The organism is Sphingobium sp. TomTYG73 (genome assembly GCF_055394245.1).
Genome location: NZ_AP027340.1, coordinates 836,968 through 863,916 on the forward strand (window position 1 = coordinate 836,968; position 26,949 = coordinate 863,916).

The following is a 26,949-nucleotide window of genomic DNA, read 5'->3' on the forward strand; positions in this document are numbered from 1 at the left end:
ACCATGTTGCCCTCTGCCTTTGCTTCAGTCCAAAAGCAGGTGCATGCGACCCGTCGCGATGGGCTTGTCCTGATCCGCCTGCCAGCAAATCGCATCGGCGTTCACGACCCTTCGCCCCACGCGGATGAGCCGGGCCTGCGCATAGCTGTCCACCATCAGCCCACCACGCAGGAAGTCGAACGACATGTTGATCGGCTTGGGCCAAGGCTCCCTCCGATCCTGCGCGACGGCCTCAAGACATGCGAGTTCCAGCAGACTGGCGATGACGCCGCCATATAGAAACCCCGACCGCCCTTCGAGCGACGGAGCAGCGGGCATCATGAGGACGGCCGTTTCGCCATCCAGCGCAACGCTCCGGATGCCCAGCATCTGCGCATAGGGGGTGCGAACGATCATGACTCGTCCGTGAAGAAGAAGCTGGCGGTTGCCGTGGCGATCGGCGCCTTTGGGTCACCATCATGAACGTCACAACGGGTGAAAGCGACCTTGCGCGTTAAATGATGGCAATGGGCGCGCGCATGAAGGCTGTGCCCTGCCCTTGCTGGCCGCAGATAATCGATATGCAGGTCGAGCGTAGCCATCCCCCGCCACTGGCGCGTGCGCGCGATGATGGCGGAACCTGCTGCCGCATCGACTAGCGATATGATCGGCCCGGACGATACCAGGCCAGCGTCCGCATCCATCAGAAACCCGGGAGCGAAGGGACACGCCAGTTCCGCCCAGTCCGGTCCATGATCGACATTATAGATGCCCAGCAACGCATGATGCCCCCGCGGCGGCAGGTTCTTCAATCGCTCGAAGGCATCTTCCTCCTCCACCGTTCAGGCGTTCCCGCGCGGTTCACGCGGCAGGCCCAGCCCCCGCTCCGCGATCAGGTTGCGCTGAATCTGGTTGGTGCCACCGTAAATGGTGTCGGCCCGAGAGAAGAGGAACAGGTTAGGCAGCGTATCCCATTCATATTCGGCATGATCGCTGATTTCGCCGACTTGGCCCAGCACGTCCATGGCGAGTTCCCCAAGGTCGCGGCGCCAGCTGGCCCACTGAATCTTGTAGGTCAGCGCAGCGCCATCGATCTTGGAATGATCAGTTTGCGACAACATGCGCAACGCGCCATACCGCATCAGGCGCAGGCCCACTTCCGCTTTGGCGAGGCGCTGACGGATCAAGGGATCATTCGCCGCTCCATTGGCCTTGGCCGCCGCGATGATCTCGTCAAGTTCATTGCGGAACCCCATTTGCTGACCCAGCGTCGACACGCCCCGCTCAAAGGCCAGCAGGCCCATCGCGATCCGCCACCCGTCGCCCACCGCGCCGATCAGGCTGTCGGCCGGACACCGCGCGTCAGTGAAGAAGGTTTCGTTGAACTCCGCATCACCATTGATCTGGCGGATACCGCGTATCTCTATACCCGGCTGGTCGATCGGCATCATCAGGAAGGTGAGGCCCTTCGGCCCCTGCGATCCCTCTTCCGTACGCGTCACAACGAAGATCCAGTCGGAAATATGAGCAAGACTCGTCCAGATTTTCTGGCCGTTCACCACCCATTGGCCGTCTTCAAGCCGTGCCTTCGTCCGCACGCTGGCAAGGTCCGAACCGGCATTGGGCTCGGAAAAGCCCTGGCAGAAAATGGTCTTGCCGCCCGCAATGCCGGGCAGAAAGCGCTGCTTCTGCTCCTCGGTGCCGAATGTCAGGATTGTGGGACCAGCAAGCTCGATGCCGATATGGTTGACGCGCCCCGGAACACCCGCCCGGGCATATTCCTCGGCAAAGATCACCTGCTGCGCCAATGTCGCGTTGCGCCCGCCCCATTGCGAGGGCCAACCGATGCAGGACCAGCGATGCGCGGCAAGCTGTTGCTCCCACTCCTTCCGCCGTTCCGGGCTGCCGGTCAGCTTGGTGATGCCCTTGATGTCACGAAATTCGCCCGCCATCTGGCCATTCAGCCAGTCGGCGCATTCCTGCCGGAACAGTTCTTCTTCTGGGGAAAATCCGAGTTTCATGCCGCTTCTCCCAGGATCATCATGGCGATCTTCTCACGATGCCACACATTGTTGCCGAGCATCGTCTGAAGCGCACGGGCGCGCTTGAAATAGAGATGCGCGTCATGCTCCCAGGTGAAGCCGATCCCCCCGTGCAGCTGGATCATATCACCGGCGCAGCGGAAATATGTGTCGGTGGCAAAGGATTTGGCGGCATGAATGGCCATCTCCGCCTCCTCGGCGCCTTCATCCACAGCGCAGGCGGCCCAATATACCGCCGACCGCGCCTGCTCGATCTCCACCATCATGTCCGCCAGCCTGTGCTTGTATGCCTGGAAAGACCCGATCGGCCGACCGAACTGGATACGCTCCTTGGAATAGTCAACAGTCCGGTCGAGACACGCCTGCGCGCCGCCCAGCGCTTCCGAAGCCGCCGCGATGAATCCAGCGCGATGGACAGCGGCCAGCGCAGCTTCCGGATCGGCAAGCCGCTCGCCCGCCACATTGTCCAGCTGCACATGAGCCAAGGGACGGGTCTGGTCCATGCTCGTTTGACTCGTCACGCTGACGCCCGGGGCGTCCGCGCGGACAATCCAGACCTGCCGCATGTCCGTCACCACGATCATGTCGGCAGCGGCGCCATGGGCAACGAAACGCGATCCGCCCGTCAGCCGGTCGCCATCCGACCGGATGTCCGCACCATAGAAATAACCGCCGATCACCTCGCCAGAGATCAGGCGCGGTAGCCACTGGTCCTGCTGCTCCGAGTCACCGCCAGCTGCGATGGCCTGCGCAGCCTGCGCCAAGCTGCTCAGCATAGGCAATGCCGCCACCTGAGCGCCTGCCGCCTCAGCGATGATCGCCAGCTCCACCATGCCTAGGCCCGCGCCGCCCGCGCTTTCCGGAAGTCCGATGCCGGAGAGCCCCAGTTCCTGACAGAAAGCCTGCCAAAGCGCCCGATCGATGCCGTCGCCCGCCATCGCCTTGCGCGTGCGCTCGCTGGTGGCATTTTCGGCGAAGAAGCTGCGCGCCGTCTCCGCGATCATTTGTTGTTCGTCGGTAAATGCGAATTCCATCTCGGCCGCCTTTAATATGGGCGGAGATCCTGCCCCGGCACCCGGCGGTGCGAGACATCAGCCATCCAATGACGCGGCGGCTCTCTCCTGCCATTGACGATCGGCAGCCATATACTGCCAAACGCCGCTCACATCCTGCTATATGAGGTTATTTTCCTTTTCAAGCGCTCATATGCGGAATTTAAAAATATTTAAATTCCGAATTTAACTGTTCACTTGAACCTTACAAGCTGCTGACCGTCTGTGCGTCCGTGATCCGAACTACGCGGTTGCTGAACTTCACAGTCCTGACCGCCAGGGAGGTTTCGACGTGATTTACCCCCTCCATCGACAGAATCTGCCCCGACGCCATCTTGTGAAGGTTGTCGAGGTCATCATACAGGCATGTCGCCATGATGTTGCACGGCCCCAATGTGATCATCACGGCCTTCACCAGCGGGATATGCGCAATATCGCGCGCGATCTGGCGGACATGGCTGACATCCGCCTGCACCGCGACGAAAGCCACATTTGTCGCCTTCTCCAGCTTCAAGCCCGTCAGCGCGGTGAAAGCGATCAGCTTTTCCTGCTGCAATCGCTTGATGCGGCCCCTAACGGTGCCCTCGTTCACGCCAAGATCGGCCGCGATCTTGCGGTTGGACACGCGCGCGTCCTGCGCCAATATGTCGATCAGCTGGTGATCCAGCTCGTCGAGGTCCGGCCTCCTCATGCAAGCCTCCTGCGATCGATGGGAGCCGTATCCAGGCCATAGCGGACAATGTCGAGCCCAATCGCGGGTGTCATCGATCTTATTCCCCGCACCTTCGACAAACGATCCGTGATCAGTGAGGGAAGCTCATCAATGTCACGGAGCGTCAGGAGCAGGCTGATCTCATAATTACCCGTCACCAGATGCGCAGCGAAGACTTCAGGAAATACAGCCAGTTCTTCCGCTACATCCAATGCCGACCGCCCACTTACCTGCACCGCCAGGTGGATCAGGACATGATAGCCATGAACCGCAAAGTCGGACACGGCCACAACACGCAGCATCCCCGCATCCTCCATCCGCCGGATGCGCGTCGAAACGGTGGAAGCGATCAGGTTGAGGGATTCCGCGATCTGCTGATTGGTGGCCCGGCCATTTTGCCGCAGCTGTTCGACAATCTTCCGGTCCGTCTCGTCGAACGCAAACGTCTCGCTCATATACCCACTCAACCTCTTTCAACCGCTGCTCTTGCCAGCAAAGGGCCAGAAGGTCGAATCGAAAGCGCATCCTCCGGCCGCAACATCGCCAGCACCACCCAAGAGTTGGAAGCAGGGCGCATGTCTTCAGTCTCGCAAAAGCGATCCACCATTCACATGCCAGAGTTGCCCGTTAACCCATTCCCCATCGTCGGACGCGAGAAACGCGACCGCACCCGCGATGTCGTCGGGCTTGCCAAGGCGACGGTGGGACAAATTCTCCAGCATATTGTCCACATAATCCTGCGTCAGATGCTGGGCCACCGCTTCGGTCAGGACGACCCCAGGGCAAATGCCATTGGCGCGGATGCCCTGCTTCCCGAACTTACGGGCGACGTGCCGGACGAGCGCATGTAAAGCATTCTTCGTCATCGGATAGGCGACCTGCATCGGGTTTCCCGAAATCGCTGCGCCGGAGGAGGTGTAGATCATCGCGCCACCCCCACGCTCCAACAGCACTGGAAGCGCCGCCTGCGTCGCCAGAAAATGGCTCTTGGCATTGATCGCGAAGGACCGATCCAGCACCTCTTCCGAACAGTTCAGCACATCGATGTCGCCTTCGGTGCCGCCCGCCAGATTGCTGTGGTAGAAGTCGAGCCGCCCGAACTCGGACAAGGCGGCCTCAACGATCGCCGCCTGAGACGCCGCCTTCGTGCCGTCAAGCACCACGCCTATCGCCCGTCCGCCCTGCTCGCGAATGGCGCGCGCGGTCTCTTGCGCCCACTCGCCGACAATGTCGCCGATCACAACTGATGCGCCTTCGGCCACCAGCCGCCGCGCCGTAGCCGCGCCGATACCGCGCCCGCCGCCCGCGACGATCCCCGCCTTGCCTTCCAATCCGCGCATCATATTCTCCAATATATTAAATCGCCGGACGCCTGTTCTTCCAAGGCGCAGCACTTTCCAGCTGTCCCGCAAGCCTGAACAGCAGCGCCTCGTCACCATAGCGTCCCATGAACATCACCCCGATCGGCAGACCCGCCGATGACATGGCCAGCGGCACCGACATGGCAGGCTGGCCGGTCATGTTCGCAACCTGGGTAAAGGGCGAGAAGACCGCCGCGCGCTGTCCCCATCCGGCAAAATCCACATCAGGCGTCAGGTTGATCTGCCCGAGCTTCAGCGGGGGAGCGGCCAATGTCGGCGAAAGGATCACATCATAATTCGCCATGAACTGCGCCATGGCAATCGCCGCTGCCTGCAGCGTGTTGTTGGCTCGGGCAAAGTCCATGCCGGTCGCCTTCTGCCCATAGCCCACAAAGCCCAGCGTAATCGGCTCCAGCACATCCGGCCCGATCGCGATGCCCGTCGCCTTCGCGCGATCCATCATGTCCGCAGCCACGGATGAGCCGATCAGCACGAAACTCGCCGCGCCCATCGCCGCAATGTCCAGCTTCGGCGCGGCTTCCTCGACATGATGGCCCAGGCTTTCGCACAACCGCGCCGCCTTGCGGGCCGCTTCCACGCATTCCGGGTCGACGGGCGATCCAGCAGGCGCATTCAGCATCAACGCTATCCGCAATCGGCCCGGAGCCTTCCCGACTTGCGACAGGAAAGTCTCGCACGGCGTCGGCGCGGCATAGCGGCCGCCCGGCTCAGGCCCCTGCGTCGCATCCAAAATAGCGGCGGAATCCCGAACGCTGCGGGTGACGGCATGATGCACCGACAGTCCGCCCCAGCCTTCGGTGCGCGGCGGCCCCATCGGCACGCGGCCCCGGCTGGGCTTCAGGCCAAAGAGCCCGCAACAGGACGCGGGGATGCGGATCGATCCGCCGCCGTCAGTCGCATGCGCGGCGGGCAGGACCCCCGCAGCCACCACTGCGGCTGCACCGCCCGACGATCCGCCCGTAATCCGACTCACGTCCCACGGGTTGCGCGTGTCCCCGGTCAGCTTGTTCTCGGTCGTGCCGGTCAGGCCCAGTTCCGGCACCGTCGTCTTGCCGAAGATGACGAACCCGGCCTTCTCGATGCGCCGCACCAGCTCAGAGGTTAGCTCAGGCTTGTATCCCTTGTAGAAGCGGCTGCCATTCTCAGTCGGCAGGCCCGCAATATAGGTGTTCAGGTCCTTTAGCAGCCAGGGAACGCCGCTAAACGGCCCTTGCGGCAAACCCTTGGCGATCGCAGCGCGGCCATAGTCATAATGTTTCTGCGCCATGAAATTGAACCGCGGATTCAGCGCCTCCGCCTTGCCGATCGCCGCCTCCAGCAACTCGCCGGGCGAAACCTGCTTCTTGGCGACAAGTTCAGCCAGACCCATGGCGTCGTGCGTGTCGAGCGGAGTGGAACGCGGCGTCGCAGCCTTGCCAATGCCCGCCAACCCCACAAGCGCCGCACCGCCTGCCACTGTTTCCCGGCGTGTCATGTCCATTTCTATCTCTCCAAGAGGTTCTTTTGGCGTGACAGCCTAGGGGATCATCTACCCCCGCGCCGTTCGCCCTGAGCCTGTCGAAGGGCCTCACTCTCTTTTTTTGAAGAAGGAAGAGGGCTTCGACAGGCTCAGCCCGAACGGGGCTGGTGGGTGTAGCCGGTCGTATCCGCGCTATGCCTCTACTGTCGCGCTCTGATCCGCATAATAGCGCGCATAATATTTGCGGAACTGCGGGATCGGGCCATCACCATCGCAGATGATCGGGTTCGGCTCGAACTTCTGCCGGTCCCACACCACCTTGTCCTGATCGAACTGCTTGCAGATGTCGCGGATGATCGCCTTGGCAACGCCCGCCCGCTCGCCTTCCGCCTGCGCCTTGGGCTGAGTGAAGCAGAAGCGGACATGCACATGGTCCAGTTCGACCGGGGCCAAGCAGGCAACCAGCAGCGTCTCCGAAATACCCGTAAAGCGCGTCCAGCTTTGCCCCGGCCCCATCGTGTCATAGCTGATGCAGCCATCGACCTCGCCCCACGGCGTGCCCATCTTGGCCTTCACATCCGCACCCCGGCCCCAATCGCCCCAGCGCAATTCGCCCAACGGCACGTTGGCAGTCCCGTGAATGAACCGGAAATGCGCAACGTCCACGCCATTTTCCGCCATATTCTGAAGGGAACCCCAGACATTCCACTCATGAACCTCATAATCGGTCCATTCAGGGTCGCTCGCCTCGGGCAGTACCGCCACGTCAAACAGCGGCGCTTCATCCTGCGGATGATACCAGGCCCAGATAAAACGGTTCGCTTCGGTGATGTGCCAGTTGCGCGTGCACTTGCGCTTCACCTGCGGCGGGATATTGCGAGCATAGGGCACGTCCTTCACCACCGCCTCGTCGCCGTCATAGCGCCAGGCGTGAAAGGGGCACTCCAGCAGATTGCCATGCACCTTGCCGCCATGGCCCATATGCGCGCCCAGATGCTTGCAATAGGCGTCCAGCATGCGGACCTTGCCATCCTCGCCGCGCCAGATCGCCAGATCCTTGGAGAAGTAACGCAGCGGCTTCACTTCGCCGACCTGCAATTCCGAAGAGAGCAGGATCGGATACCAGCCAAAAGGAATGCCGATATTCAAGTTACGCTCTTCGATCGACGCGCGGTCCTTTACTTCGGCCAGCCGCCAATCGAGCAGATCCTGCCCTTTCAGCTTCTCAAGTATCTGCCATACGGCAACCGGCGGCGTGCGCGCATCGGATGCGCCTGCGGTTTCGGGGTTCGACATGGAAAGGCTCCGTCAGATTATTTGAGGTCAAAGACCTTGAGGGCGTTTTCGCGCAGGAATTTCGGCCACACTTCGTCCTTGAAGGGGACGTTCTGCATGTCGCTGAATATCCTCTCCAGGCTTAGACCCATGGGGAAATATCCGGCATAGATGATCTTGTCGGCGCCACGCGTGTTGGCGTAGTCGATGATCGCCTTTGGATAGTGCTTGGGCGCGAAGGCGCTCGTCGAATAATAGAGGTTCGGCCATTTGAGCATCAGCTTGACCGCCAAAGCTTCCCACGGCTCCGCGCCATGGCGCATGACGACTTTCAGGTCAGGGAAGAACCAGCACACTTCATCCAGATGCTCAACCTTCTGCGTTTCCATCGGAATACGCGGCCCCGGAATACCGGCATTGAGCAGCACGGGCAGACCCAGCTCGGCGGCAACCGTATAGAGCGGGAACATATATTTGTGATTGATCGCCACCTGCGGCAGCGTGCCCGCCGGGAACACGCTGATCGCCGACAGGCCGACTTCGGCATGGATGCGCTTGATCCGGCGAACTTCCTCCATACCCTTGTTGGGGTCACAGGGCAGGTCGAAGAAGAAACGATCCCCGAACATTTCCTTGGCGCGATAGGATGTGGGATTGTCGTTCCACCCGACAAGCGCCTTGTCGATGCCATATTGGTCCATCTGCTCGACAGTCCAGGACACGAAATCATCGACCTTGCCTGTCTGCGGAATGTCCTTGAACATATATTGCGCCGGCATCGCGAATTGCTGGAGCGTCTGCTGATCCTTGATCAGCGGCCGGAAGGGATCGAACCAGGCGGAGCGGTCTTCCGCGTCCGGAATACCCAGCATGCAATCGATTATCTTTATGTCCTTGGGCATGCCCATGGGAACTCTCCTGTTCAGTTGTTTTCGGCCAGCTCGGGCCAGAGCGCACGAAGCGCGATCTTGTTGATTTTCTGCGACTGGTTGCGCGGCAGGGGCTTGGCCGAAAAGGCGACGCGCACCGGTGCCTTATAGGGCGCAAGCCTGCCCGCCACCCAATCGATGATGCTGCGTTCATCCAGACCATCGGCCTGAACCACCGCGACCAGCGCCTCGCCCAGTCGATCGTCCGCGATCCCAAAGGTCGCGCATTCGGTGATCTGCGGCATTTCGCTGAGGACGCGCTCGACTTCGGCGCAATAGATATTCTCGCCGCCTGAAATCACCATGTCCTTGGCGCGGTCGACGATGAAGATATAGCCTTCCTCATCCTGATAGCCGATGTCACCAGTGCGCAGCCAGCCATCGGGCGTAAGGCTCTTTGCCGTATCCTCCGGCCTGTTCCAGTAGCCATTCATGATCATGGCACTGCGCACGATGATCTCGCCGGTTTCATTCGGACCACAGACCGCGCCGTCCTCGCGCTCGATCCGCAAATCTACCAGCGGCAACACCCGTCCCGCCGAAGCACGAGCAGCCAGAAAGTCCGCTCCCACGGCCTGCGCGATCGCGCCCGATGTTTCCGTCATGCCATAGCCAACGCCAATCATCGCATGCGGGCAGAGCGCCCGCACCTCTTCCAGCAGGTTGAGCGGCAGCGCCTGCCCACCCGATCCAATGTTCCGCACGGAACTAAGGTCGGCATCTTTGCTGCGCGCGCGATGCACCATGTCCCACAACATGGTGGGGACGGTGGAAAGCTGCGTCACCCGCTCCCGCTCGATCAGGCGCAAGGCCTCATCCGCATCCCAGCGGCGCATGACGACGATCTTGCCGCCCGACAGGAACGGCGCAAGGAAGCCAGCGCCCAACCCCGAAATGTGGAAGAGTGGATAAACCAGCAAAATCGCCTGAGGCGGCACCTGCGCTGCGATGGCCTCCACCGGAACCCCATATTCGCGCGCCATATTGTGCAGCACCATCATTCCGGTCAGCTGCGTGCCCAGCAATCCGGTAATCAGGCTGCGGTGGGAAAGCACCGCGCCCTTTACCCGCCCGGTCGTTCCCGACGTGAACAATATGGCGCACGGATCGCCCGGTCCCGCGGCCGCATCGTTCGCGATCGGCGACGTCTCATCCGCCAACGGCTGCGTCACGTCGATCAGACGCCCCGCATAGCCTCCGTCGCGCAGCAACGCCGCTCTTTCAGTGTCCGCCAGAACGAGGTCCGGCGTAACCTCCTCGACCATCGCATGAAGTTCGGCGGGCGACCCGCGGCTGTTGAGCAACGCAGCAACGCCGCCCTGCTTCACAACCGCCAGAAACGCGACCACCCACTCCGCGCGATTGCGCATGCAGATCGCAACCCGCTGCCCCCGCTCTATGCCCAATCGGGCGGCCAGTTGATCACGCCAAGCGAACATGTCCGCAAAGCTCAACCGCCGCTCACCTGCTGGCCCGTCGAAATCAACGATACAGATCTGCTCTCCAAAGCGGCGCGCGCCTTCTACCAATTGATTGAGGTCCGACGGCGCGTTCACGAAAAAACGCAGCCCATCCTGCTCGCCAATTTCAAAAGGCGTGCCTGGCGCGGTGACTGTCGCGAAAATTGGGTCGATCTTGCTCATGCTATCCTTGGGGATCACTCTACCGCCGTGGAATTTCTCGACGGGAGTTTGCGCCGGAGCCGCAGCCCCCACACCTTCCCGACATCCTCTATCCTCGACTCGTCGCCTGCTTTTGTTGAGACCGACTTTATTCCGTCATTCGCGTAATTCAACAATATTATTTTTCCGCACGTTTCAGGCTGCCATTCATGCTGCTTCCGCCACGCAAGGAAGTGACTGAAATGCCCTGAAACCAAAATGATTCTCGCGTAACCTCGGCTTGAGCACTAGCGGATCGCGATATCATTCCGATGCTCTCATATATCCGTTGCGAGCGCCTGAAACATCCATATTCGTAATTTATAGATTTACAAATTACGAATTCTGCATGATCCTGAGTCGCATCGCACCGGTCTCGGCAAGAGTGTGATTCTGTTTAGGTGAGGTTCTGGACGTCGAATGAGAGAGGATTTTCAAGGCCGCGTCGCCATCATCACGGGCGGCAGCGATGGCATCGGCCTCGCGACCGCCACACTGTTGGCACAGCGCGGCGCTCAGGTCGTCATTTGCGGCCGCAGGCAGGCGCTTCTCGACAGCGCGCGCGACAGCATCTCTGCACAAGGCGGCCGGATCGAAGCAATCCAGCTCGACGTCACTGACGCCGATGCCCTTGCGGCGATGGTCGAAGGCACCGCGCAAAAATACGGGCGCCTCGACATGCTGGTGAACAATGCCATGTCGACCCATTATGCGCCGATCAGCAAACTGACGCTGGAACATTGGCGCAAGGATTTCGCCGTCAACAGCGACGCCGCCTTCGTCAGCACCAAGGCGGCGCTGAAAGTAATGGCTGCGGCAGGCAAGGGATCGATCGTCAACATCGCCTCGACCTGCGGCATCCGCGCGACCGTGAACATGGCAAGCTATTCCGCCTCAAAGGCTGCGCTCGTCCACTTCACCGCCGCCGCCGCGATGGAGGCTGCGCCACTCGGAATCAGGATAAACGCGATCATTCCCGGCCAGGTGCAAACCGCGCCGACTGAACTGTTCTCGGCACGCGCAGCAGACACAGCCGCCCGTACAACGGCCGCCATACCCATGCAGCGTGGGGGCCAGCCCGAAGAATTGGCTCATGCCATCGTCTTCATGCTGTCCGACGCTGCAAGTTACATCACGGGAACAGCTCTACCCGTCGATGGCGGGAAGGCGGCTCAACTTTACATGCCCAGCTAAGGCCCAAACCAGCGGCATCCAGAACTGAATAGTCCGGCACACGCAAATAGACTTCAGCGCGGTCGCATTCGTCACAACTAAAAACCTTATTATATCTATGGGAGAGATATTGATGGCCAAGACATATACATGTGCAGCGCTACAACTGATCATCGGGGTCAGCGGCCTGGCTCTTGCCAGCCAATCAATGGCGCAGACCACCGCGACACCTTCGGAGCCGGGCCTCGACGAAATAGTCGTCACTGCCCAGAAGCGCGCCCAGAATCTTCAGGATGTCCCCATCGCCATCAGCGCGATCAGTTCCGAAAAGGTGGAACAGCTCGGCATTCGTGACAGCCGGGATCTGAGCGGCCTTGCGCCCAACGTCGTCGTGACGCAGGGCACCACCAGCAACAGCGCGGCCGTCTTTTCCATGCGCGGCATCTCGAACGGCGGCAGCGAGAGCTTCGGCATCGATGCAGCCAACGGCCTTTACGTGGATGGCGTGTATATCGCGCGCGGCGGCGCCATGGGCCTCAGCGTCATGGACATTGAGCGGGTGGAGGTGCTGCGCGGGCCGCAGGGCACCCTGTTCGGCCGCAACACGACGGGCGGTGCGATCCACTTCATTTCCCGCGCGCCCTCATCCACCTTCCGGCTGAAGGCGGAAGCTGGCTACGGCAATTTCAACGCCTGGAACGGCAAGATCTCCGTCGATCCGGGTGAGATTGCAGGCATCTCGACCACCTTCTCCTACAGCCATAGCGAACGTGACGGGGTTATCGACAACATCCTGCAACCCCGCAACTCCCGCGATCCGGGTGCGCGCAAGTCAGATGCGTTTCGCGCTGGCGCCAAAATCGACCTGGGCGGGACCGGCAGCATCCAATATGTTTTCGACTGGAACCGTATCAAGGGCACGCCGCTCCCCTTCATCCTGACCCATGTCGCCGATGGTACGCCCAACGCCCCGATCACTGTCGATGGTCGGCTGGCGGTGGTGACGCAGCAGGCGCCGGTAGCCCAATATCTGGCGGGGGCAACCTTCGCGGACCCGGAATGCGCGGCACTGGCGGTCCCCTCGCGCACCTATCGTCATAAGGTCTGCAACAACATCCTCAGCAGCGCTACCGACAAGACCTGGGGTCATAATCTGCAAGTCCAGAATGATTTTGGCGGCTTCAAGGTCAAGACAACGACCGGCTATCGCTTCTGGAACAGCGACGGCGTCACCGATCTGGACGGGATCGGCGCGTTCAGCGGCCCGGCTTTCTCCAACGCGACACTGTTCAACGGCATGCCCGCATCGCTGTTGCAGTTCATCCCTACCATACCGGCAGCAGCCATTCCGTTCATCTCCGCAGCGCCGGTGCCGACGATCAGCCAGGATCTGTTCTCCGTCGACAATAAGCGGCGCCACAAGCAGTTCAGCCAGGAAGTCGAAATTTCCGGCGACAGCAGTTCGCTGGACTGGGTCGTCGGCGGCTTCTACTTCTGGGAGAAGGGCTCCGAGAATGGTCGTCAAAATAGCGGCTTCATCCTGGACACCAATTCGGTCTTCCTCGCCAATTTCGGTCCTCTTGGACCGGGCTTCGCCGCTGCCAACCCAGCCCGTTACCGGCTCGTCCAGACGCTTGCCCGGCTTAACTACACCACATCGAGCGAGAGCACCGCACTCTACGGCCAGTTCACCTTCTATCCGGGTGGTCGTGACAGCGGCATCCGCCTGACGGCTGGCGGCCGATACACCTGGGACGAAAAGAAGATGATCCGTCTCCAGAACGGTGCGGCGCCGCCTCCCGTCCCCGAATATGGTGCTGCGAAGTTCAGCAAGTTCACCTGGAACCTGATGGCCGGCTACGATGTCGCCGATGGCATCAACCTCTATGCCCGCGCCGCCACAGGCTATCGCTCGGGTGGCTTCAATTCTCAGGACCCCGCGCTCACCGGCACCAACCAGCTGGGTAGCTTCGAGCCGGAGAAGGTGACCTCCTACGAAATCGGGGCAAAGACGGAATTGTTCAACCGCCGCCTGCGCCTGAACGTCGCGGCCTATCACAACATCTACGACAATCTGGCTGTCATCGGCCCCGTCACCGACGCTCCAGCGGGCACGTTCGCCACCCGCATCATCAACGCGGGCAAGGTCGTTTATAACGGCGTGGAAGCGGAAGCGCAGGCAGTCCTTTCCGACAACTTCTCGATCGATGGCAGCATCGGCTATATCGACATTAAATATAAGGAGTTTCTCGCCGGACAGTCGCCTGTGACCGGGGAGCCGCCGGTCAACATCGCGTCGATCGCAACGCCCGGCTATACGTCACCGCTGACCGCCAATGTGGCACTGAATGCGCAATTCCCGCTGAACTGGGGCAATGCCACCCTGCGCGGCCGGATCGGCTATACGCATGAAGACGGCAAATATAATTTCAGCAGCAGCCTCGGTTCGCCGTTCAACGAACAGATCAAGGGCGATAATATCGACCTGATCGATGCACAGATCAGCGTCGACGGCATTCCGCTGGGGACGGGCGAAGGCGAAGTCCGCCTGTGGGTGAAGAACCTCACCAACGCGAAGGATTTTGCTCGCGGCATCGACTTCGGCCAGCTCGGCTATGCGGGGGGATATTATGCCGAACCGCGGACCTACGGCATCACCGTCGGCGCGAAATTCTAACGCTTTCCGGCGCCATCCCGCCCTCCCATGCCCCGCCTCCTCCCGGAGGCGGGGCCTTTTTTCTGCCTGACCTCGGCGATCATTTCACTTCGCATTCAGCCTCATTGCGCTAAAACAAGAAGCTGACCTATTGCGAAGGGATACGCCGAACTTGCTGAAATCATTGGCCGCCGCATCCTTTCTTGCCCTGTCTTCAGGCTTCGTTGCGACAGCCAATGCCGAAACCTATTATGTCAGTTCCACGCAGGGCGACGACAGCTTCAACGGCACCTCACCAACGCAACCTTGGCGCTCTCTCTCCCGCCTATCGACTTTCCCGCTGCAACCCGGCGATCAGGTCAAGCTGTTGGCGGGATCGGTATGGCGGGAACCTCTTACCCTCAGCCGGTCGGGCAGTGAAAAGGCGCCCATCACTGTCACCTCTGACGGAACAGGCCCTCGCGCGCGCATTGATGCAGGCGGCGTTTCTCCCCATGCCGTCGGCATCATCAATGCGGATTATGTGACGGTCAGCGGCCTCGAAGTCACGAACGACAGCCCGCTTCCCGCCCACCGCACCGGCCTTCTCATATCGGCGGAGGATCGCGGCATCACGCGCGGCATCCGTATTCGCGACATGTACATTCACGATGTACGCGGGACCAACGACCGAAAGGATAATGGCGGCATAGTCTTCCGCGCCACCGGGCAAAAGCTGCCGACCCGTTTCGACGACCTCATCATCGAACGCAACATCGTCTGGCGCGTCGATCGATCCGGCATAGCCGGGATCAGCGATCAGGTGACATCCTCCAACTGGTTTCCCAGCCAAAAGGTCGTCATTCGCGACAATTATGTGGAGGATGTGGGCGGCGACGGCATCGTGCCACGGGGCACCAATGGCGCGCTCATCGAACATAATATCGTGCGCCGTGCGGGCAGCCGCGCGCCCGGCTATAATGCAGGCATTTGGCAGTGGAGCACAGACAACAGCCTGATACAGCTCAATGAGGCCGCCTATACCCGAACCCGCTACGATGGTCAGGGCTTTGATTCCGATTTCAACTCCCGCCGCACGACGTTCCTTTACAACTACAGCCATGACAATGCAGGCGGCTTCCTGCTCATCTGCTCGCCCGGCCAGGACGACAGCGCCAATATCGGCAATCACGGGACAGTCGCCCGCTTCAACGTCAGCCGCAATGACGGCACGCGCATATTCCAGATCGCGGGCAATGTGTCAGACGCGCTGATCGAGAAAAATGTCGTCCACGTCGGAAAGGCGATGGACGTCCAGATGGTCGTCGCGACGCAATGGGACGGATGGGCGCGCGGCGTCCGCTTCCGCAGCAATGTGTTCAAGGTCGCGGGGACTGCCCGCTATGGCAGCGAGATTGGGCGCAACGGCCCTGACTATCTGATCAAGGCGGGCTTTGACCCAGCGGAGTCTTTCCGGTTCAAAGGCAACAGCTATCTGGGCAGTCACGTCGATGCCCCCGATGACGGTGCCGCCCAGAACGAAACCACCTATGAAGAACAGCCTGCGGACTGGCAGGTGCCCGTTTTCGACCCCGCAAAACCGGACGGCTTTCCCGAATATATCGCAAGCCATCGGCTCTGGATGCTGGGAATGCTGCGCCGCGAACTCGGGACTTTCGTGAAACTGAAGCAGCCCCGCCGCCTTCATGTTTCAGAAGCGCGGAGGTAGAGGATCTTGGCCACGCCACCTCTTTATGACATGCTGATCGTCGGCGGGGGAATAAACGGCGTCGGCATCGCGCGCGACGCGGCTGGGCGGGGCTACCGGCTCCTTCTGGTGGAACAGGACGATCTTGCCAGCCAAACCTCGTCCGCGTCGACCAAGTTGATCCACGGCGGCTTGCGCTACCTCGAATATGGCGAGTTTCGGCTGGTCCGTGAATCCCTGATCGAACGGGAACGGCTTTGGCGCATGGCGCCTCACATCATCTGGCCGCTCGCCTTCCTGATGCCGCAGAACCTCTCGACGCGCCCGGCATGGTTGGTGCGCCTCGGTCTCTTTATCTACGATCATCTCGGCGGACGGAAAAAGCTGCCCGGAACACGCACTATCGCGCTCGATCGATCGCCTTTGGGAAACAGCCTTGCAAACCGCAAGGGACGCGGCTTCCTCTATTCGGACTGCTGGGTCGAGGACAGCCGCCTGGTGGTGCTGAACGCGATGGACGCCGCCAAACGCGGCGCGCAAATTGAGACCCGCACACGCCTGCTCCACGCCCGCCGGGATGGGTCAGTCTGGTCAGCCACCATCGAGGATGCGCATGGCGTGAAGGAAGTGCGCGCACGCATATTGGTCAATGCCGCAGGTCCATGGGTCGCCGACATCATCACCCGCTCCGGTCTCGCCAGCCGCCGGAAAGTCCGCCTCGTAAAAGGCAGTCATATAGTCGTCCCGCGCCTCCATGAAGGCGACCATGCCCTCACGCTCCAACATATTGACGGCCGCATCATCTTCGCCATTCCCTATGAACATCACTTCACGCTGATCGGCACGACCGAGCAAGAGTGGCACGATCCACCGGGCAAGCCACAAATCAGCGAGACCGAGACCGACTATCTGCTGGGCGTCGCAAACAGCTATTTCGCCCGGAAAATCGCGCGCGAAGACATAATCTGGTCCTATTCAGGCATCCGCCCGCTTTATGACGATCAGGCGGGCAATGCGTCCGCCGTCACCCGCGACTATGTCCTCGACCTCGACAGCGAAGGCGCTCCCCTTCTCAGCATTTTCGGCGGCAAGATCACCACCTACCGGAAACTGGCCGAGCAGGCGCTCGACCTCCTCGCGTCCCAAGGGGTCGAGATGCGAGGCGCCTGGACCGCGAACGCACCGCTCCCAGGCGGGGACATGCCCGACGGGGACTTCAGCGCCTTCGTGCAAGAATTGGAGCGCCAATATCCCGCCCTGCCCCATTCGCTCCTCCACCGCCTTGCCCGCGCCTACGGCACATGCGCCCTGAAATTGCTGGGCGCAGCTGAAACGCTGGACGATCTGGGGGAGATGTTCGGCGGCGACCTCAGCCGTGCCGAAGTCGACTATCTTGTCAGGGAAGAATGGGCACAGACCCCAGAGGACATTTTCTACCGCCGCAGCAAGCTCGGCCTACACTTGACGCCGGAAGCCAGCGAGGCGCTTGCCCGCTATCTCGACGGTCCTATTTCGTGCCGATCCGACGTCCGGAATGAGTGAAGCACAGCGCCCCGGGTGGGGAGATGGGTCTTTGGGACGCTGTGCTTCTCTCCCACAGTGCGACCCGAGGGAGTTGAGGCAGTGCGACATGGCGGGACTATCCCGCGCATAATCGCGGTATGTCTGTAACCGGGACCGGCAGGCTCGATCGATATCCTGCGCCAGCCCGAACGGATGACTAATTTAGTCCCGACGGCAAATCGCGTGGCCAGGCGGCCCAAATTTCAGGAATGGAGAAAAAAGGAATAAGCGGTTTCATCGCGTCATGTCCTGTTTCGGTAACCCCGCTGTCTCAATCAAGAGACCGGAAGCTTTGCGTCCTGCCGTCACCAGCAGTTTGCCTTTTCGTCAGATCACTCGCCGCAGCGCGCTTCTCTGCCTTGGGGATTATTTAACCGAATTATCGCGTCAGGTCAAACATTTGTGGCCAAAAAAAGATGTGGCCTGATAACTTCGCCGACGATCCATCTGTAGTTGTTCATCTCTTCCCACCACCTCCCGAGGCCCTTCCCCGGAACGATCTGAACCGATAACAGCATCATGCGGCGCAGCGAAATAGGTGGGATAAGGAATGACGGATCAGTTGATCATCTTCGTGCAAAATGGCGTCGGCCGCATCCGCCTGAACCGGCCAAGGGCGATCCATGCGCTGACGACCGAAATGTGCGCCGCCATGATCGACGCCCTGCTCGCCTGGCATCACGATGATGATGTGTCCGCCGTCATGCTCGATCACGCCCCATCCCCCGATGGCGACCCCAAATTGTCGCGCGGCTTCTGCGCGGGCGGCGACATCGCCATGATCGCCCACAGCGCGAAAGGCGACTGTTCGGACGCGGAGCGCTTCTTCCACACCGAATATCGGCTGAACCATCTGCTGTTCACATATGAAAAGCCCGTGATCGCCTTCATCGACGGCATAGTCATGGGCGGAGGCGTCGGCATATCCGATCCGGCGCGCTTCCGCATCGCGACCGAGCGAACCGTCTACGCCATGCCCGAAACAGGCATCGGCCTTTTCCCTGACGTCGGCGGTGGCTGGTTCCTGCCGCGCATGCCTGGCCGCACCGGCACATGGCTCGCCACCACCGGAGCCCGCATCAATGGAGCGGACTGCGCAGCGATCGGCATCGCCACCCATTATATGGCCTCGGAAAAGCTCGACGCAGTCAAGGCCCGGATCATCGCCGACCCCGACGGCATCGGCGAAATCCTAGACGAGATGAGCGACCCACCGCCCCTCTCCCCTTGGGAAGCACAGCGGGCCAACATTGACCGGCTGTTCGCCTCCAACCACTACGAAGACATCCTCGACGCCCTGCGCACTGACGGATCGGAATGGGCGCGCGCGCAGCTGGCGGTTCTCGCCACCAAATCGCCCCAGACGATCAAGGTCGCCCTGCGGCAAATGGCAGAGGGAGCGGCCTTTACCGACTTCGCGGCCAACATGCGCAATGAATATCGCATCGCCTGCCACGTCATCCGCCACCCCGACTTCATCGAAGGCGTACGCGCCGTCATCTTCGACAAGGACAATGCGCCGAAATGGAACCCGGCCACTCCCGAAGAGGTGACGAATGCGCTTATCGACAGCATCTTCGCACCACTCGCCCCGGACAGGGAATGGACGCCGCTTCCCGAACTCGGAGAGTGAACGGGCCTTAATCGGGGGTCCCGCTCTAAGCCCCGCCAATCAATCACACATCCCAAACGCCGCTAGCCGCCGCATCCTGCGCATATTCGGAAAAGCGTCTCGGTTTCCGGCCTAATACCCGCTCAACATCATCCGTGACATAGGCCAACTTGCCGTCGGCGATACCAGAATAGGTATAGGCATATTCTTCAGGCAAACCGTTCGACAGGATCGACTCCCGAAATGTGTCGAAGGGAATGGGGGTGAAGCTGATCTTCCGTCCCGTCGCCTTCGTCAACGCATCGGCGGCTGCTTCAAAGCCTACCGATTCCGGGCCGGTCAGCTCATAGACCTGTCCACTATGTCGACCGTCCAATAACGCCGCTGCCGCGACAGCAGCGACATCTTCGATATCGATAAACGGCTCGGTCGCGTCACCGACCGGCAGCACGATCTCACCCGCCAGCACCGCGTCGAGGAAGAACATTTCCGAGAAATTCTGCATGAACCATGCCGGACGCAGGACTGTCCAGTCCGCCGCACTCGCCCTGAATCCGCCTTCAACCGCATCCAGAAATGCCTCATCGGCTCGGCCGGAAAGCAGCACCTGCCGCTTTACCCCGCAATCCAGCGCAAGCTGTGCAAGCCGCCCAATCTGCGCACCAGCATCGGGATGCGTATTGTCATGATGCGCGATATAAAGGCCATCCGCGCCCTCCAGCAGGGGTTTCCAGCTGGCCTCCTCTTCCCACAGAAACGGCTGCTCCGCGCTCCGTGAACCAATGCGGACAGTGTGACCAAGAGCCGTCAAACGATCGGCCAGACGACGACCCGTCTTACCGGTGCCCCCGACGATGAGAATGGTCGATTTCTGGCTCATTTCTATCCCCTCGGCTGCAATCAGCATCTCAATTACAACGATGAATGTAACCTGGCGCGCGCTTTGTCCACGAAGAGTTACTATAATGGCCCCTCTCCCGGCGACTGGCGCGTTGGCCGAGGACAGGCTATCAGCCCGTCATGAGCGAGGATATCCGCCACATTCTCGATCGCCTGCGCACGCCGCCCGACAATGTCGTGGCCCGCGCCCGTCGCATGGTTGAGGCTTATGTGCCGGAGGACCGTCGTGGCCCCGGTTGGGACCGCCACTGGCGCGAACTGGAAGCCTATATCGAATTGCCCGGCCGCTGGATCGGCGGAGAGAAAGCCGAAGATGACGTCTGACAAAATCACCGATCTTCTCGTCGCCCGCCTTGTTCGCGACCACGGCCGCAGCAAGCATCACTGGCGCAAGGTACTCGGCGCCGTTCGCCTCTACAGCCGCGCTACCCATCCGCATTGCAACTGGACGATCACGCCAACGGGCACCTTCCATGAGGTTTCGGTGATCGAAGGGCTGATGGATGACCTTAGAATGCGTTATCCGGTGATCAGCGGCTGAAGTGACGGCCCGCCATTCAGGCCAATCTCATCAACTGCCTGCTTGCGTATTAACTGGCGGTGCCAGCGGGTTGGGATCCTTCACTTCGCCTTTTTCGATCCTTTTCTCCGCTTCGCCGCTTTCCTGATCGCCGTCGGCCAGCGGTGATCCCCGTTCCGGCGGCGGTGTATCGTCCCTTCCTTCTGCCGGTTGGTCAGATGATTGGCCGCTCTTCCTGTTCTGCTGCATCGACTCTTCCTTTTGCTGCTATCCTTGATCAACGCCGCGACGGCAGCAGATATCCATGAGCGAAGCTGGCGCTAACATGGGCATGTCGGTTAGCCCGGCACCCCAATGCCATCGAAGGCGTTCAGCCACCATGGCACGCGCGCTCAAGGTCTATCGCACCCCTATCGGCTTCCACGACGCCTATGTCGCTACGCCCAGTCAAAAGGCGGCGCTGGAAGCGTGGGGCGCCGACGCCAATCTTTTCGCGCGCGGTTCTGCCGAGCAAGTCACCGAAGCAGAATTAATGCAGGAACCCCTCGCCAATCCCGGCAAGATCATCAAACGACCACGCGGCAGTGAGGCGGAACATTTGGCCTCCCTTGCCAAATCACCGCAGCAACCCGGCGGGGCGAAATCCCGTCCGGGAAAAGCGACTCCTCCCAACTCCCCGCCGAAGCGCGCATACCCTGCAACACCACGACCCAGTCGTGAACCACTCGACAGGGCGGAAGAAGCCCTCGCCCTGCAGGAGGAAGAAGACAGGGCGGCGTTGAAAAAACTCGAAGAGAAACAGGCACAGCTTCGCGCCCAGATCGAACAGTTGCGCCAGCAGCAGCAGGTCGCCTATCGGCTGTTGGCCCGCCGCGTGGAAAACGAACGCCGCAAATATGACACCGCGCTCGAACGTTGGCGCGCGTCATGATCGATCAACCCGCCAAAAAGATAAGGATTTTTACCGCTTTCCGCCAACAGCTTGGCACCAGATCGACTTTCCATCGTTATCGTCATTCAGGAGGGGTCTTGAATGGACGCCCGTGAAGAGATTGTTGCGATAGGGCTGCTGACGCAGAACGATATTCATCGGCTTGGCGAAAGTTTTTCCCGGCTGTTCCCGCTCCCGCGCGACGGCGCCTTCGACGACCTGATAAGGGCGATCGATGAAGCAGACCGCGAAAAGGACCGCCGTCCCAAACCATGATTGGCCGCCCATTGTCCCGGCCCACACAGGGCTAAAGGAAAGTCGGGTCCGGCTGTAAAGCTTCGACCTTATAATGGTCGGGGCAACCGGACCCGGTTCCACGAGATTTGGGGATCTCGCGGAAGCCGCAGGCTCCCCGAGCACCGGCGACTGAGCAGCATTCTACAATGGTGCGCCTCCGCGAACACTGACGCTTAATGCTGCAAGTCCGGCGATTTGGGACGACGCCAAATCTCCTTTAGGAGAGTTGACGGAAAGCCACGCTATCCCCATGGAATCGCGCCTGACTATCCCGATATCAGCAGGGCTTGAGCAGGCCGCCGCTGTGCCGTTATGACGCAACCATGCGATCCTCCCTTTTGCCGCTCCTGCCTGCCCTGTTCATCGCTGGGTGCGCTTCGTATCAGCCCGTATCGGACACGCCGGTTCGTGTCGGGCCGCCCTATACGGTGCGCGGCGTCACCTATGTTCCCGCCCAACAACCGGGCTATGATGAAGTCGGCTATGCCAGCTGGTATGGAACTGAATCAGGCAACCGTACAGCGCGCGGAGAGAAGTTCCGGCCGGGCGGGATCAGCGCGGCCCATCCTACCTTGCCGCTGCCTTCCTATGTAGAGGTGACGGAGCTTGGCAGCGGCCGCACCGTGTTGGTTCGCGTCAACGATCGCGGTCCCTTTACGCGCGGGCGGATCATCGACCTTTCCCGAGGAGCGGCGGAAGCACTCGGAATACGCAATCAAGGGCAAAGCGCAGTGCGTGTCAGGCTCGCCGAGCCCGCGGAGAAGGATCGCCAGCGCCTGCGCAAAGGCAAGGAAGCGCGCAAACGACCGCCGCTCTCCGGTGAAGCCCTTGCGGCGCAGCGCCGCCGCCTTCTTTCACCGCGTTGAATTTGGCCTCGCCTTGACGGCCAACCGCTGTATAGCGACATATATACCTTAAGCGTCAGGCGTCGCATGCATCGGTTCCTTGTTCTGCTCCTTCTGCTCGTTACCGGCTTTGCGGTTGAGCCCGCTGAAGCGCGCGAACGCGGGCCTTTGATATTGGCCGCCGCCAGCCTCCAGGAATCGCTGACCGCCGCAGCCGATGCCTGGACGGCGCAGGGGCATGACCGACCAATCCTGTCCTTCGCCGCCTCTTCCGCCCTCGCCCGGCAAATAGAGGCCGGGGTGCCTGCGGACCTGTTTTTATCGGCGGATGAACCTTGGATGGACGCCATCGCCGCGAAAGGGCTGGTCCGCCGTGGCACCCGTGTTCCGCTGCTTACCAACCGCCTCGTCCTGATCGCTCCAGCGGGCAGCGGAACGAAAATGGCGATCCGCCGTGGATTCCCCCTCGCCCGTGCGATCGGCACTGGCCGCCTCGCAATGGCTGACCCGGACAGCGTTCCTGCCGGAAAATATGGCAAGGCCGCGCTTGTGGCACTCGGCGTCTGGCCAGCGCTATACGGTAAAGTGGCGGCGGCGGAAAACGTCCGGGCGGCTCTTGCGATGGTGGAGCGAAAGCAGGCGCCCTTTGGCATCGTCTATGAAACCGATGCACGGGCCACGAACGCCGTCCGTATAGTGGGCATCTTTCCTGCGGCCAGCCACCCGAAAATTACCTATCCACTGGCACTGTTAAGCCGCTCCACCCATCCCGAAGCGGCAGGATTTCACCGCTTTCTCCTGTCGCCACGCGGCAAGGCGATCTTCCACAGCTACGGCTTTGGAACGCATTGACGGTGACCGTCCTCAGCCCGGAAGAATGGGAGATCGTCCAGCTGTCCCTGAAGGTCAGCTTCGCGGCCATGCTCTTCGCTCTCCCCTTGGCCTTCGCCCTCGCCTGGGTCCTCGCGCGCTGGCGCTTTCCCGGCAAGCTGCTGCTCGACGCGGCGGTTCACCTCCCGCTTGTCCTGCCGCCGGTAGTGATCGGTTGGCTGCTTCTCCTGACCCTAGGACCGACCGGACCTGTAGGAAGCGTCATGGAACGCTGGTTCGGTGTGACCGTCATGTTCCGCTGGACCGGCGCCGCCATCGCTGCCGGCATCATGGCCCTCCCCCTGATGGTGCGCGCGATCCGCCTGTCGATCGAAGCTGTAGATCATCGTCTGGAAGAAGCCGCCCAAACCCTCGGCGCCAGCCCCGCCTGGTGCTTCCTGACGATCCTCCTCCCCCTGTCTCTACCCGGATTAGCTGCGGCATTCATTCTTGGTTTTGCGCGATCGCTCGGCGAATTCGGCGCGACCATCAGCTTTGTTTCAAACATTCCCGGAGAAACACGCACCCTGTCGCTCGCCATCTACAGCGCCCTCCAGATCCCCGGCGCCGATGCCGTCGTATGGCGGCTTGCCGTGATTTCGATCTGCCTGTCGCTAGGCGCACTGTTGCTTTCAGAAGCGCTCAACCGCCGGGTATCGGCGGATAGGTCCAGCCATGTCCTTTGACATCGACGTCCGCAAGGTTCTCGGCCCCACCCTCGTTACAGCGCGCTTTGCAGCATCAGATGGCATCACCCTGCTCTGGGGACCCTCCGGCGTAGGGAAGACATCGATCCTCAACATGATCGCTGGTCTGCTGCGCCCGGATCAGGGTCATATCAGCGTCGATGGAGAAATATTGTTCGATGCCGATGCCGCCATCGATCTGCCCTCCTATCGTCGTCGCATCGGATATGTTTTCCAGGATGGCCGCCTTTTCCCCCATCTTCGGGTGCGGGCGAACCTGCTCTATGGCTATCGGCTTGCGACGCCGCAGGACAGATGGATGCCTCTACAAGCGGTCGTCGATTTTCTCGGGATTGAACATCTGCTCAGCCGCTGGCCACGCACATTGTCGGGCGGCGAAGCACAACGCGTTGCCATTGGCCGCGCTCTGCTGTCTGGCGCCCGAGCCTTGCTCATGGATGAGCCTCTCGCCTCCATAGACCCCGCCCGTCGGGAAGACATCATGGATGTCGTCCTGCGCATACGGGACGAGCTTCGGCTCCCGATAATCTATGTCACCCATAATCCAGACGAAGCCGACCGTCTGGCAACGCGAAAGATCGAACTTACGCCTTCATTTCGATAAGGGCGACCAGCCCGCCATCGTCCGCATTCATCAGCCGGACGGACGCGTCGAAGGTGAGCGCCAGTGACCGCGCTATAGTCAGACCGATGCCCGTGCCGGGCCGCCCGCCCGGCTGCCCTGAAGCACCGCGAGTGAAGGGCTCAAACATCTGATCTAGCTGTTCCGCCGGTATGCCCGGCCCTTTGTCCCGGATGTGTATGACAAGTCGGCATCCCTGGCGGAAACATCCGATTTCGGCCTCGCCACCATATTTGAGGGCGTTACTGACCAGATTAGTGATGCATCGGCTCAGTGCATTGGGCTTGGCTCGGATCGTCCCGCCACACCCTCCCGCGAACCGCAATGGAGCACCCAGATCCTGCGCATCCTCGACCATGCTTTCCAGCATGGAATCGATGTCGATTACTGACCATTCTTCCTGCGTCTCGGTACTGGCGGCGAGATCCAGTCCCTCTTTTACCAGGGTTTGCATCGCCTGATGGTCCTGCAACAGCCGCGCACGCAACTCCTCATTTTCGACGAGTTCAAGCCGTAACCTCAGCCGGGTAAGCGGCGTCTGCAAATCGTGGCTGATGGCCGCCAGCAATTGCGTACGCTCGGCAAAACCAGCACGCGCGCGCCGTTGCATGAGGTTGAAGGTCGATAGCGCCGCACGCACTTCTTCAGGCCCATTTTCCGGGATTTCCTCCGGGTCGAGCGACAGGGAGAAGGACTCCGCCGCATGCTCAAGGCGCCGCAGTGGTTGGGTTACGATCCGGGACACGATGATAGCAAGACCAGCAGATGCGACGATGATCAGGAGCATATAGAGCGGGTTGGCCATCATACTGGGCGGACGCTCCATGCGCGGCAGGTTGAGCGCCATGGACCGCCGAGCACCAGTGCTATCGGTAAATCGTACGATCCAGCATGACGGGCGCGGCGCGTTGACCACCCCAGCGGCGCCAGCCGATGGATCATAACGCAGGCGCGGAAAGCAAAATCCTGCAGGAACCTGACTAGCCTCCGGGTTCGACCCGGGGCCGAACCGCGCCCTGAGCGCTTTTGCAAGCTCAGCATCCGGTTCAGCCACCGCGATGCCCTCCGGTGCCAACGCCGCGCCCATGATCTGCTGGGCCGCCAGCATGGCCTCGACCCGCTTGGGATCACGCTGAAGGCGATGGCCGATGTCCTCGGCGCTCGCCACCACCCGCTGCATGCGCCATTGCTGAAAGTCATGGCTCCTACTCTGTTCAGCAATCAGCAAAGCCAGCATCGCTGCCAACGACATGCCAATCGTCAGTAGCAGGAATATCTGTCCTGTCAGCGAGCGCAAAAAGCCTCGAACACGGCTCCAAAGACGCTCAATCATTCGTAGGATACCGGACTGGCGAGTACGTAACCTTCGCCCCGCACCGTCAGGACGAGTTCCTCACCCCCCGGCATGGTCGCCAGTTTCTGCCTCAATCGGCTCACCTGTAGATCGGTCGAGCGGTCGAATGCAGCAGTCGCTCGACGTTCAGGCACAAGGCTTTCCCGTGAGAGGACCACATTGGGTTCCTCGATAAACCGGGACAGCAAACGGAACTCCGCAGACGAAAGCATCACCAGTCGGCCGTCTTCAGCGATCAGCCTGCGCTGGAAGAGATCGAGGCGCCAGGGACCGAAGCTGGCGATGCGCACGCCTTTGTCGCGCTGCCGGTCGGGTTCGTCAGCATGGGACCGGCGTAACAGGTTGCGTATGCGAACGAGCAATTCGCGTGGCTCGAACGGCTTTGTGAGATAGTCATCCGCTCCCAGTTCCAGCCCGAGCACCCGGTCGATCGCACTGCCTCTGGCGGATACCATGATGATGGGGACGTCATTTCCTTCGGCCCGCAACTCCCGGCACAGCGTGAGCCCGTCGCCGTCCGGGAGGTTGAGATCAAGCACGATGAGGTCGGCCGCATGCACCGAAAGGGCCTGATAAAGCTCTCCCAAGCTGCCTGCGGCTACCACCTCATAATGTTCCTGCCGCAACTGCTGAACAATCAAATCCCGAATATCGGGGTCATCATCGACTACGATCAGGCGTGCTGGGCGGCTGTTCATCTGGTCAGGCATCGCCGCCTTTT

General features: G+C 61.0%; 28 protein-coding genes and 1 riboswitch. Of the genes, 13 read left to right on the forward strand and 15 right to left on the reverse strand.

Annotated features, from left to right (window positions below):
* Nucleotides 1-24 precede the first annotated feature (24 nt).
* The 11 genes from ACZ5TH_RS16570 to ACZ5TH_RS16620 form a co-directional block, all read right to left on the reverse strand.
* On the reverse strand, nt 25-396 hold the full coding sequence (locus tag ACZ5TH_RS16570; protein ID WP_464795348.1) for a PaaI family thioesterase: 372 nt from the start codon (nt 394-396) through the stop codon (nt 25-27).
* Nucleotides 393-818 (reverse strand): PaaI family thioesterase, encoded by a 426-nt coding sequence (locus tag ACZ5TH_RS16575; RefSeq protein ID WP_464795349.1) that lies wholly within the window; start codon nt 816-818, stop codon nt 393-395. The genes ACZ5TH_RS16570 and ACZ5TH_RS16575 overlap by 4 nt, the downstream gene beginning before the upstream one ends.
* 3 nt (nt 819-821) lie before the next feature.
* Nucleotides 822-2,000, reverse strand: a complete 1,179-nt coding sequence (locus ACZ5TH_RS16580; RefSeq protein ID WP_464795350.1) for an acyl-CoA dehydrogenase family protein — start codon at nt 1,998-2,000, stop codon at nt 822-824.
* The gene (locus ACZ5TH_RS16585; protein ID WP_464795351.1) at nt 1,997-3,055 is read right to left on the reverse strand and encodes an acyl-CoA dehydrogenase family protein; all 1,059 of its coding nucleotides are present in this window, start codon (nt 3,053-3,055) and stop codon (nt 1,997-1,999) included. Before ACZ5TH_RS16585 ends, ACZ5TH_RS16580 begins: the two co-directional genes overlap by 4 nt.
* Nucleotides 3,056-3,278: 223 nt before the next feature.
* Nucleotides 3,279-3,764 (reverse strand): Lrp/AsnC family transcriptional regulator, encoded by a 486-nt coding sequence (locus ACZ5TH_RS16590; protein WP_460988963.1) that lies wholly within the window; start codon nt 3,762-3,764, stop codon nt 3,279-3,281.
* Nucleotides 3,761-4,240: an Lrp/AsnC family transcriptional regulator gene (locus ACZ5TH_RS16595; RefSeq protein ID WP_196227172.1), complete on the reverse strand. Its 480-nt coding sequence runs from the start codon at nt 4,238-4,240 to the stop codon at nt 3,761-3,763. The genes ACZ5TH_RS16590 and ACZ5TH_RS16595 overlap by 4 nt, the downstream gene beginning before the upstream one ends.
* A gap of 126 nt (nt 4,241-4,366) precedes the next feature.
* Nucleotides 4,367-5,125 carry an SDR family NAD(P)-dependent oxidoreductase gene (locus ACZ5TH_RS16600; protein ID WP_464795352.1) on the reverse strand — a complete coding sequence of 253 codons (759 nt, stop codon included), beginning with the start codon at nt 5,123-5,125 and terminating at the stop codon, nt 4,367-4,369.
* A 16-nt stretch (nt 5,126-5,141) separates the two neighbouring features.
* Nucleotides 5,142-6,647, reverse strand: a complete 1,506-nt coding sequence (locus ACZ5TH_RS16605; protein ID WP_464795353.1) for an amidase — start codon at nt 6,645-6,647, stop codon at nt 5,142-5,144.
* 171 nt (nt 6,648-6,818) lie between these two features.
* A complete protein-coding gene (locus ACZ5TH_RS16610) occupies nt 6,819-7,922 on the reverse strand; it encodes a Rieske 2Fe-2S domain-containing protein (protein ID WP_464795354.1) in 1,104 nt (367 codons plus the stop codon).
* 17 nt (nt 7,923-7,939) lie between these two features.
* Complete coding sequence (locus tag ACZ5TH_RS16615) at nt 7,940-8,809, reverse strand: amidohydrolase family protein (RefSeq protein ID WP_464795355.1); 870 nt, start codon at nt 8,807-8,809, stop codon at nt 7,940-7,942.
* A gap of 14 nt (nt 8,810-8,823) precedes the next feature.
* Entirely contained in the window at nt 8,824-10,473 is a 1,650-nt protein-coding gene (locus ACZ5TH_RS16620) for a class I adenylate-forming enzyme family protein (RefSeq protein WP_464795356.1), read from the reverse strand.
* 438 nt (nt 10,474-10,911) lie between these two features.
* On the opposite strand from ACZ5TH_RS16620, the gene ACZ5TH_RS16625 reads away from it, so the two are divergent.
* From ACZ5TH_RS16625 to ACZ5TH_RS16645, 5 genes are all read left to right on the forward strand, one after another.
* Nucleotides 10,912-11,685 carry an SDR family NAD(P)-dependent oxidoreductase gene (locus ACZ5TH_RS16625; protein WP_464795357.1) on the forward strand — a complete coding sequence of 258 codons (774 nt, stop codon included), beginning with the start codon at nt 10,912-10,914 and terminating at the stop codon, nt 11,683-11,685.
* 112 nt (nt 11,686-11,797) lie between these two features.
* Nucleotides 11,798-14,341 carry a TonB-dependent receptor gene (locus tag ACZ5TH_RS16630; protein ID WP_464795358.1) on the forward strand — a complete coding sequence of 848 codons (2,544 nt, stop codon included), beginning with the start codon at nt 11,798-11,800 and terminating at the stop codon, nt 14,339-14,341.
* Nucleotides 14,342-14,504: 163 nt separating this feature from the next.
* Nucleotides 14,505-16,028, forward strand: a complete 1,524-nt coding sequence (locus ACZ5TH_RS16635; protein WP_464795359.1) for a right-handed parallel beta-helix repeat-containing protein — start codon at nt 14,505-14,507, stop codon at nt 16,026-16,028.
* A 30-nt stretch (nt 16,029-16,058) separates the two neighbouring features.
* Entirely contained in the window at nt 16,059-17,549 is a 1,491-nt protein-coding gene (gene glpD / locus ACZ5TH_RS16640) for a glycerol-3-phosphate dehydrogenase (RefSeq protein WP_464795756.1), read from the forward strand.
* A 274-nt stretch (nt 17,550-17,823) separates the two neighbouring features.
* A riboswitch (cyclic di-GMP riboswitch) is annotated at nt 17,824-17,901 on the reverse strand.
* A 219-nt stretch (nt 17,902-18,120) separates the two neighbouring features.
* Nucleotides 18,121-19,203: an enoyl-CoA hydratase/isomerase family protein gene (locus tag ACZ5TH_RS16645; protein ID WP_464795360.1), complete on the forward strand. Its 1,083-nt coding sequence runs from the start codon at nt 18,121-18,123 to the stop codon at nt 19,201-19,203.
* A 43-nt stretch (nt 19,204-19,246) separates the two neighbouring features.
* On the opposite strand, the gene ACZ5TH_RS16650 is transcribed toward ACZ5TH_RS16645, so the two are convergent.
* The gene (locus ACZ5TH_RS16650) at nt 19,247-20,062 is read right to left on the reverse strand and encodes an NmrA family NAD(P)-binding protein (RefSeq protein ID WP_464795361.1); all 816 of its coding nucleotides are present in this window, start codon (nt 20,060-20,062) and stop codon (nt 19,247-19,249) included.
* Nucleotides 20,063-20,202: 140 nt separating this feature from the next.
* Between ACZ5TH_RS16650 and ACZ5TH_RS16655 the strand changes: the two genes are divergently transcribed.
* Complete coding sequence (locus tag ACZ5TH_RS16655; protein WP_449469001.1) at nt 20,203-20,406, forward strand: hypothetical protein; 204 nt, start codon at nt 20,203-20,205, stop codon at nt 20,404-20,406.
* Nucleotides 20,396-20,623 carry a hypothetical protein gene (locus tag ACZ5TH_RS16660; RefSeq protein WP_196227162.1) on the forward strand — a complete coding sequence of 76 codons (228 nt, stop codon included), beginning with the start codon at nt 20,396-20,398 and terminating at the stop codon, nt 20,621-20,623. Before ACZ5TH_RS16655 ends, ACZ5TH_RS16660 begins: the two co-directional genes overlap by 11 nt.
* 30 nt (nt 20,624-20,653) lie before the next feature.
* Here ACZ5TH_RS16660 and ACZ5TH_RS16665 read toward each other — a convergent pair whose 3' ends face one another.
* Entirely contained in the window at nt 20,654-20,851 is a 198-nt protein-coding gene (locus ACZ5TH_RS16665; protein ID WP_464795362.1) for a hypothetical protein, read from the reverse strand.
* A gap of 130 nt (nt 20,852-20,981) precedes the next feature.
* On the opposite strand from ACZ5TH_RS16665, the gene ACZ5TH_RS16670 reads away from it, so the two are divergent.
* From ACZ5TH_RS16670 to ACZ5TH_RS16695, 6 genes are all read left to right on the forward strand, one after another.
* Entirely contained in the window at nt 20,982-21,533 is a 552-nt protein-coding gene (locus ACZ5TH_RS16670; RefSeq protein ID WP_464795363.1) for a hypothetical protein, read from the forward strand.
* A 102-nt stretch (nt 21,534-21,635) separates the two neighbouring features.
* Entirely contained in the window at nt 21,636-21,809 is a 174-nt protein-coding gene (locus ACZ5TH_RS16675; RefSeq protein WP_449468995.1) for a hypothetical protein, read from the forward strand.
* A gap of 344 nt (nt 21,810-22,153) precedes the next feature.
* Nucleotides 22,154-22,696: a septal ring lytic transglycosylase RlpA family protein gene (locus ACZ5TH_RS16680; RefSeq protein WP_464795364.1), complete on the forward strand. Its 543-nt coding sequence runs from the start codon at nt 22,154-22,156 to the stop codon at nt 22,694-22,696.
* Nucleotides 22,697-22,762: 66 nt separating this feature from the next.
* Entirely contained in the window at nt 22,763-23,527 is a 765-nt protein-coding gene (gene modA / locus ACZ5TH_RS16685; protein WP_464795365.1) for a molybdate ABC transporter substrate-binding protein, read from the forward strand.
* 2 nt (nt 23,528-23,529) lie between these two features.
* Entirely contained in the window at nt 23,530-24,231 is a 702-nt protein-coding gene (gene modB / locus ACZ5TH_RS16690) for a molybdate ABC transporter permease subunit (RefSeq protein WP_464795366.1), read from the forward strand.
* Complete coding sequence (locus tag ACZ5TH_RS16695) at nt 24,221-24,856, forward strand: ATP-binding cassette domain-containing protein (RefSeq protein WP_464795367.1); 636 nt, start codon at nt 24,221-24,223, stop codon at nt 24,854-24,856. The genes modB and ACZ5TH_RS16695 overlap by 11 nt, the downstream gene beginning before the upstream one ends.
* Here ACZ5TH_RS16695 and ACZ5TH_RS16700 read toward each other — a convergent pair.
* Both ACZ5TH_RS16700 and ACZ5TH_RS16705 read right to left on the reverse strand, forming a co-directional pair.
* Nucleotides 24,837-26,207: an ATP-binding protein gene (locus tag ACZ5TH_RS16700; protein WP_464795368.1), complete on the reverse strand. Its 1,371-nt coding sequence runs from the start codon at nt 26,205-26,207 to the stop codon at nt 24,837-24,839. The genes ACZ5TH_RS16695 and ACZ5TH_RS16700 overlap by 20 nt on opposite strands.
* A complete protein-coding gene (locus ACZ5TH_RS16705) occupies nt 26,204-26,938 on the reverse strand; it encodes a response regulator transcription factor (RefSeq protein ID WP_464795369.1) in 735 nt (244 codons plus the stop codon). Before ACZ5TH_RS16705 ends, ACZ5TH_RS16700 begins: the two co-directional genes overlap by 4 nt.
* Between the last annotated feature and the right edge of the window lie 11 nt (nt 26,939-26,949).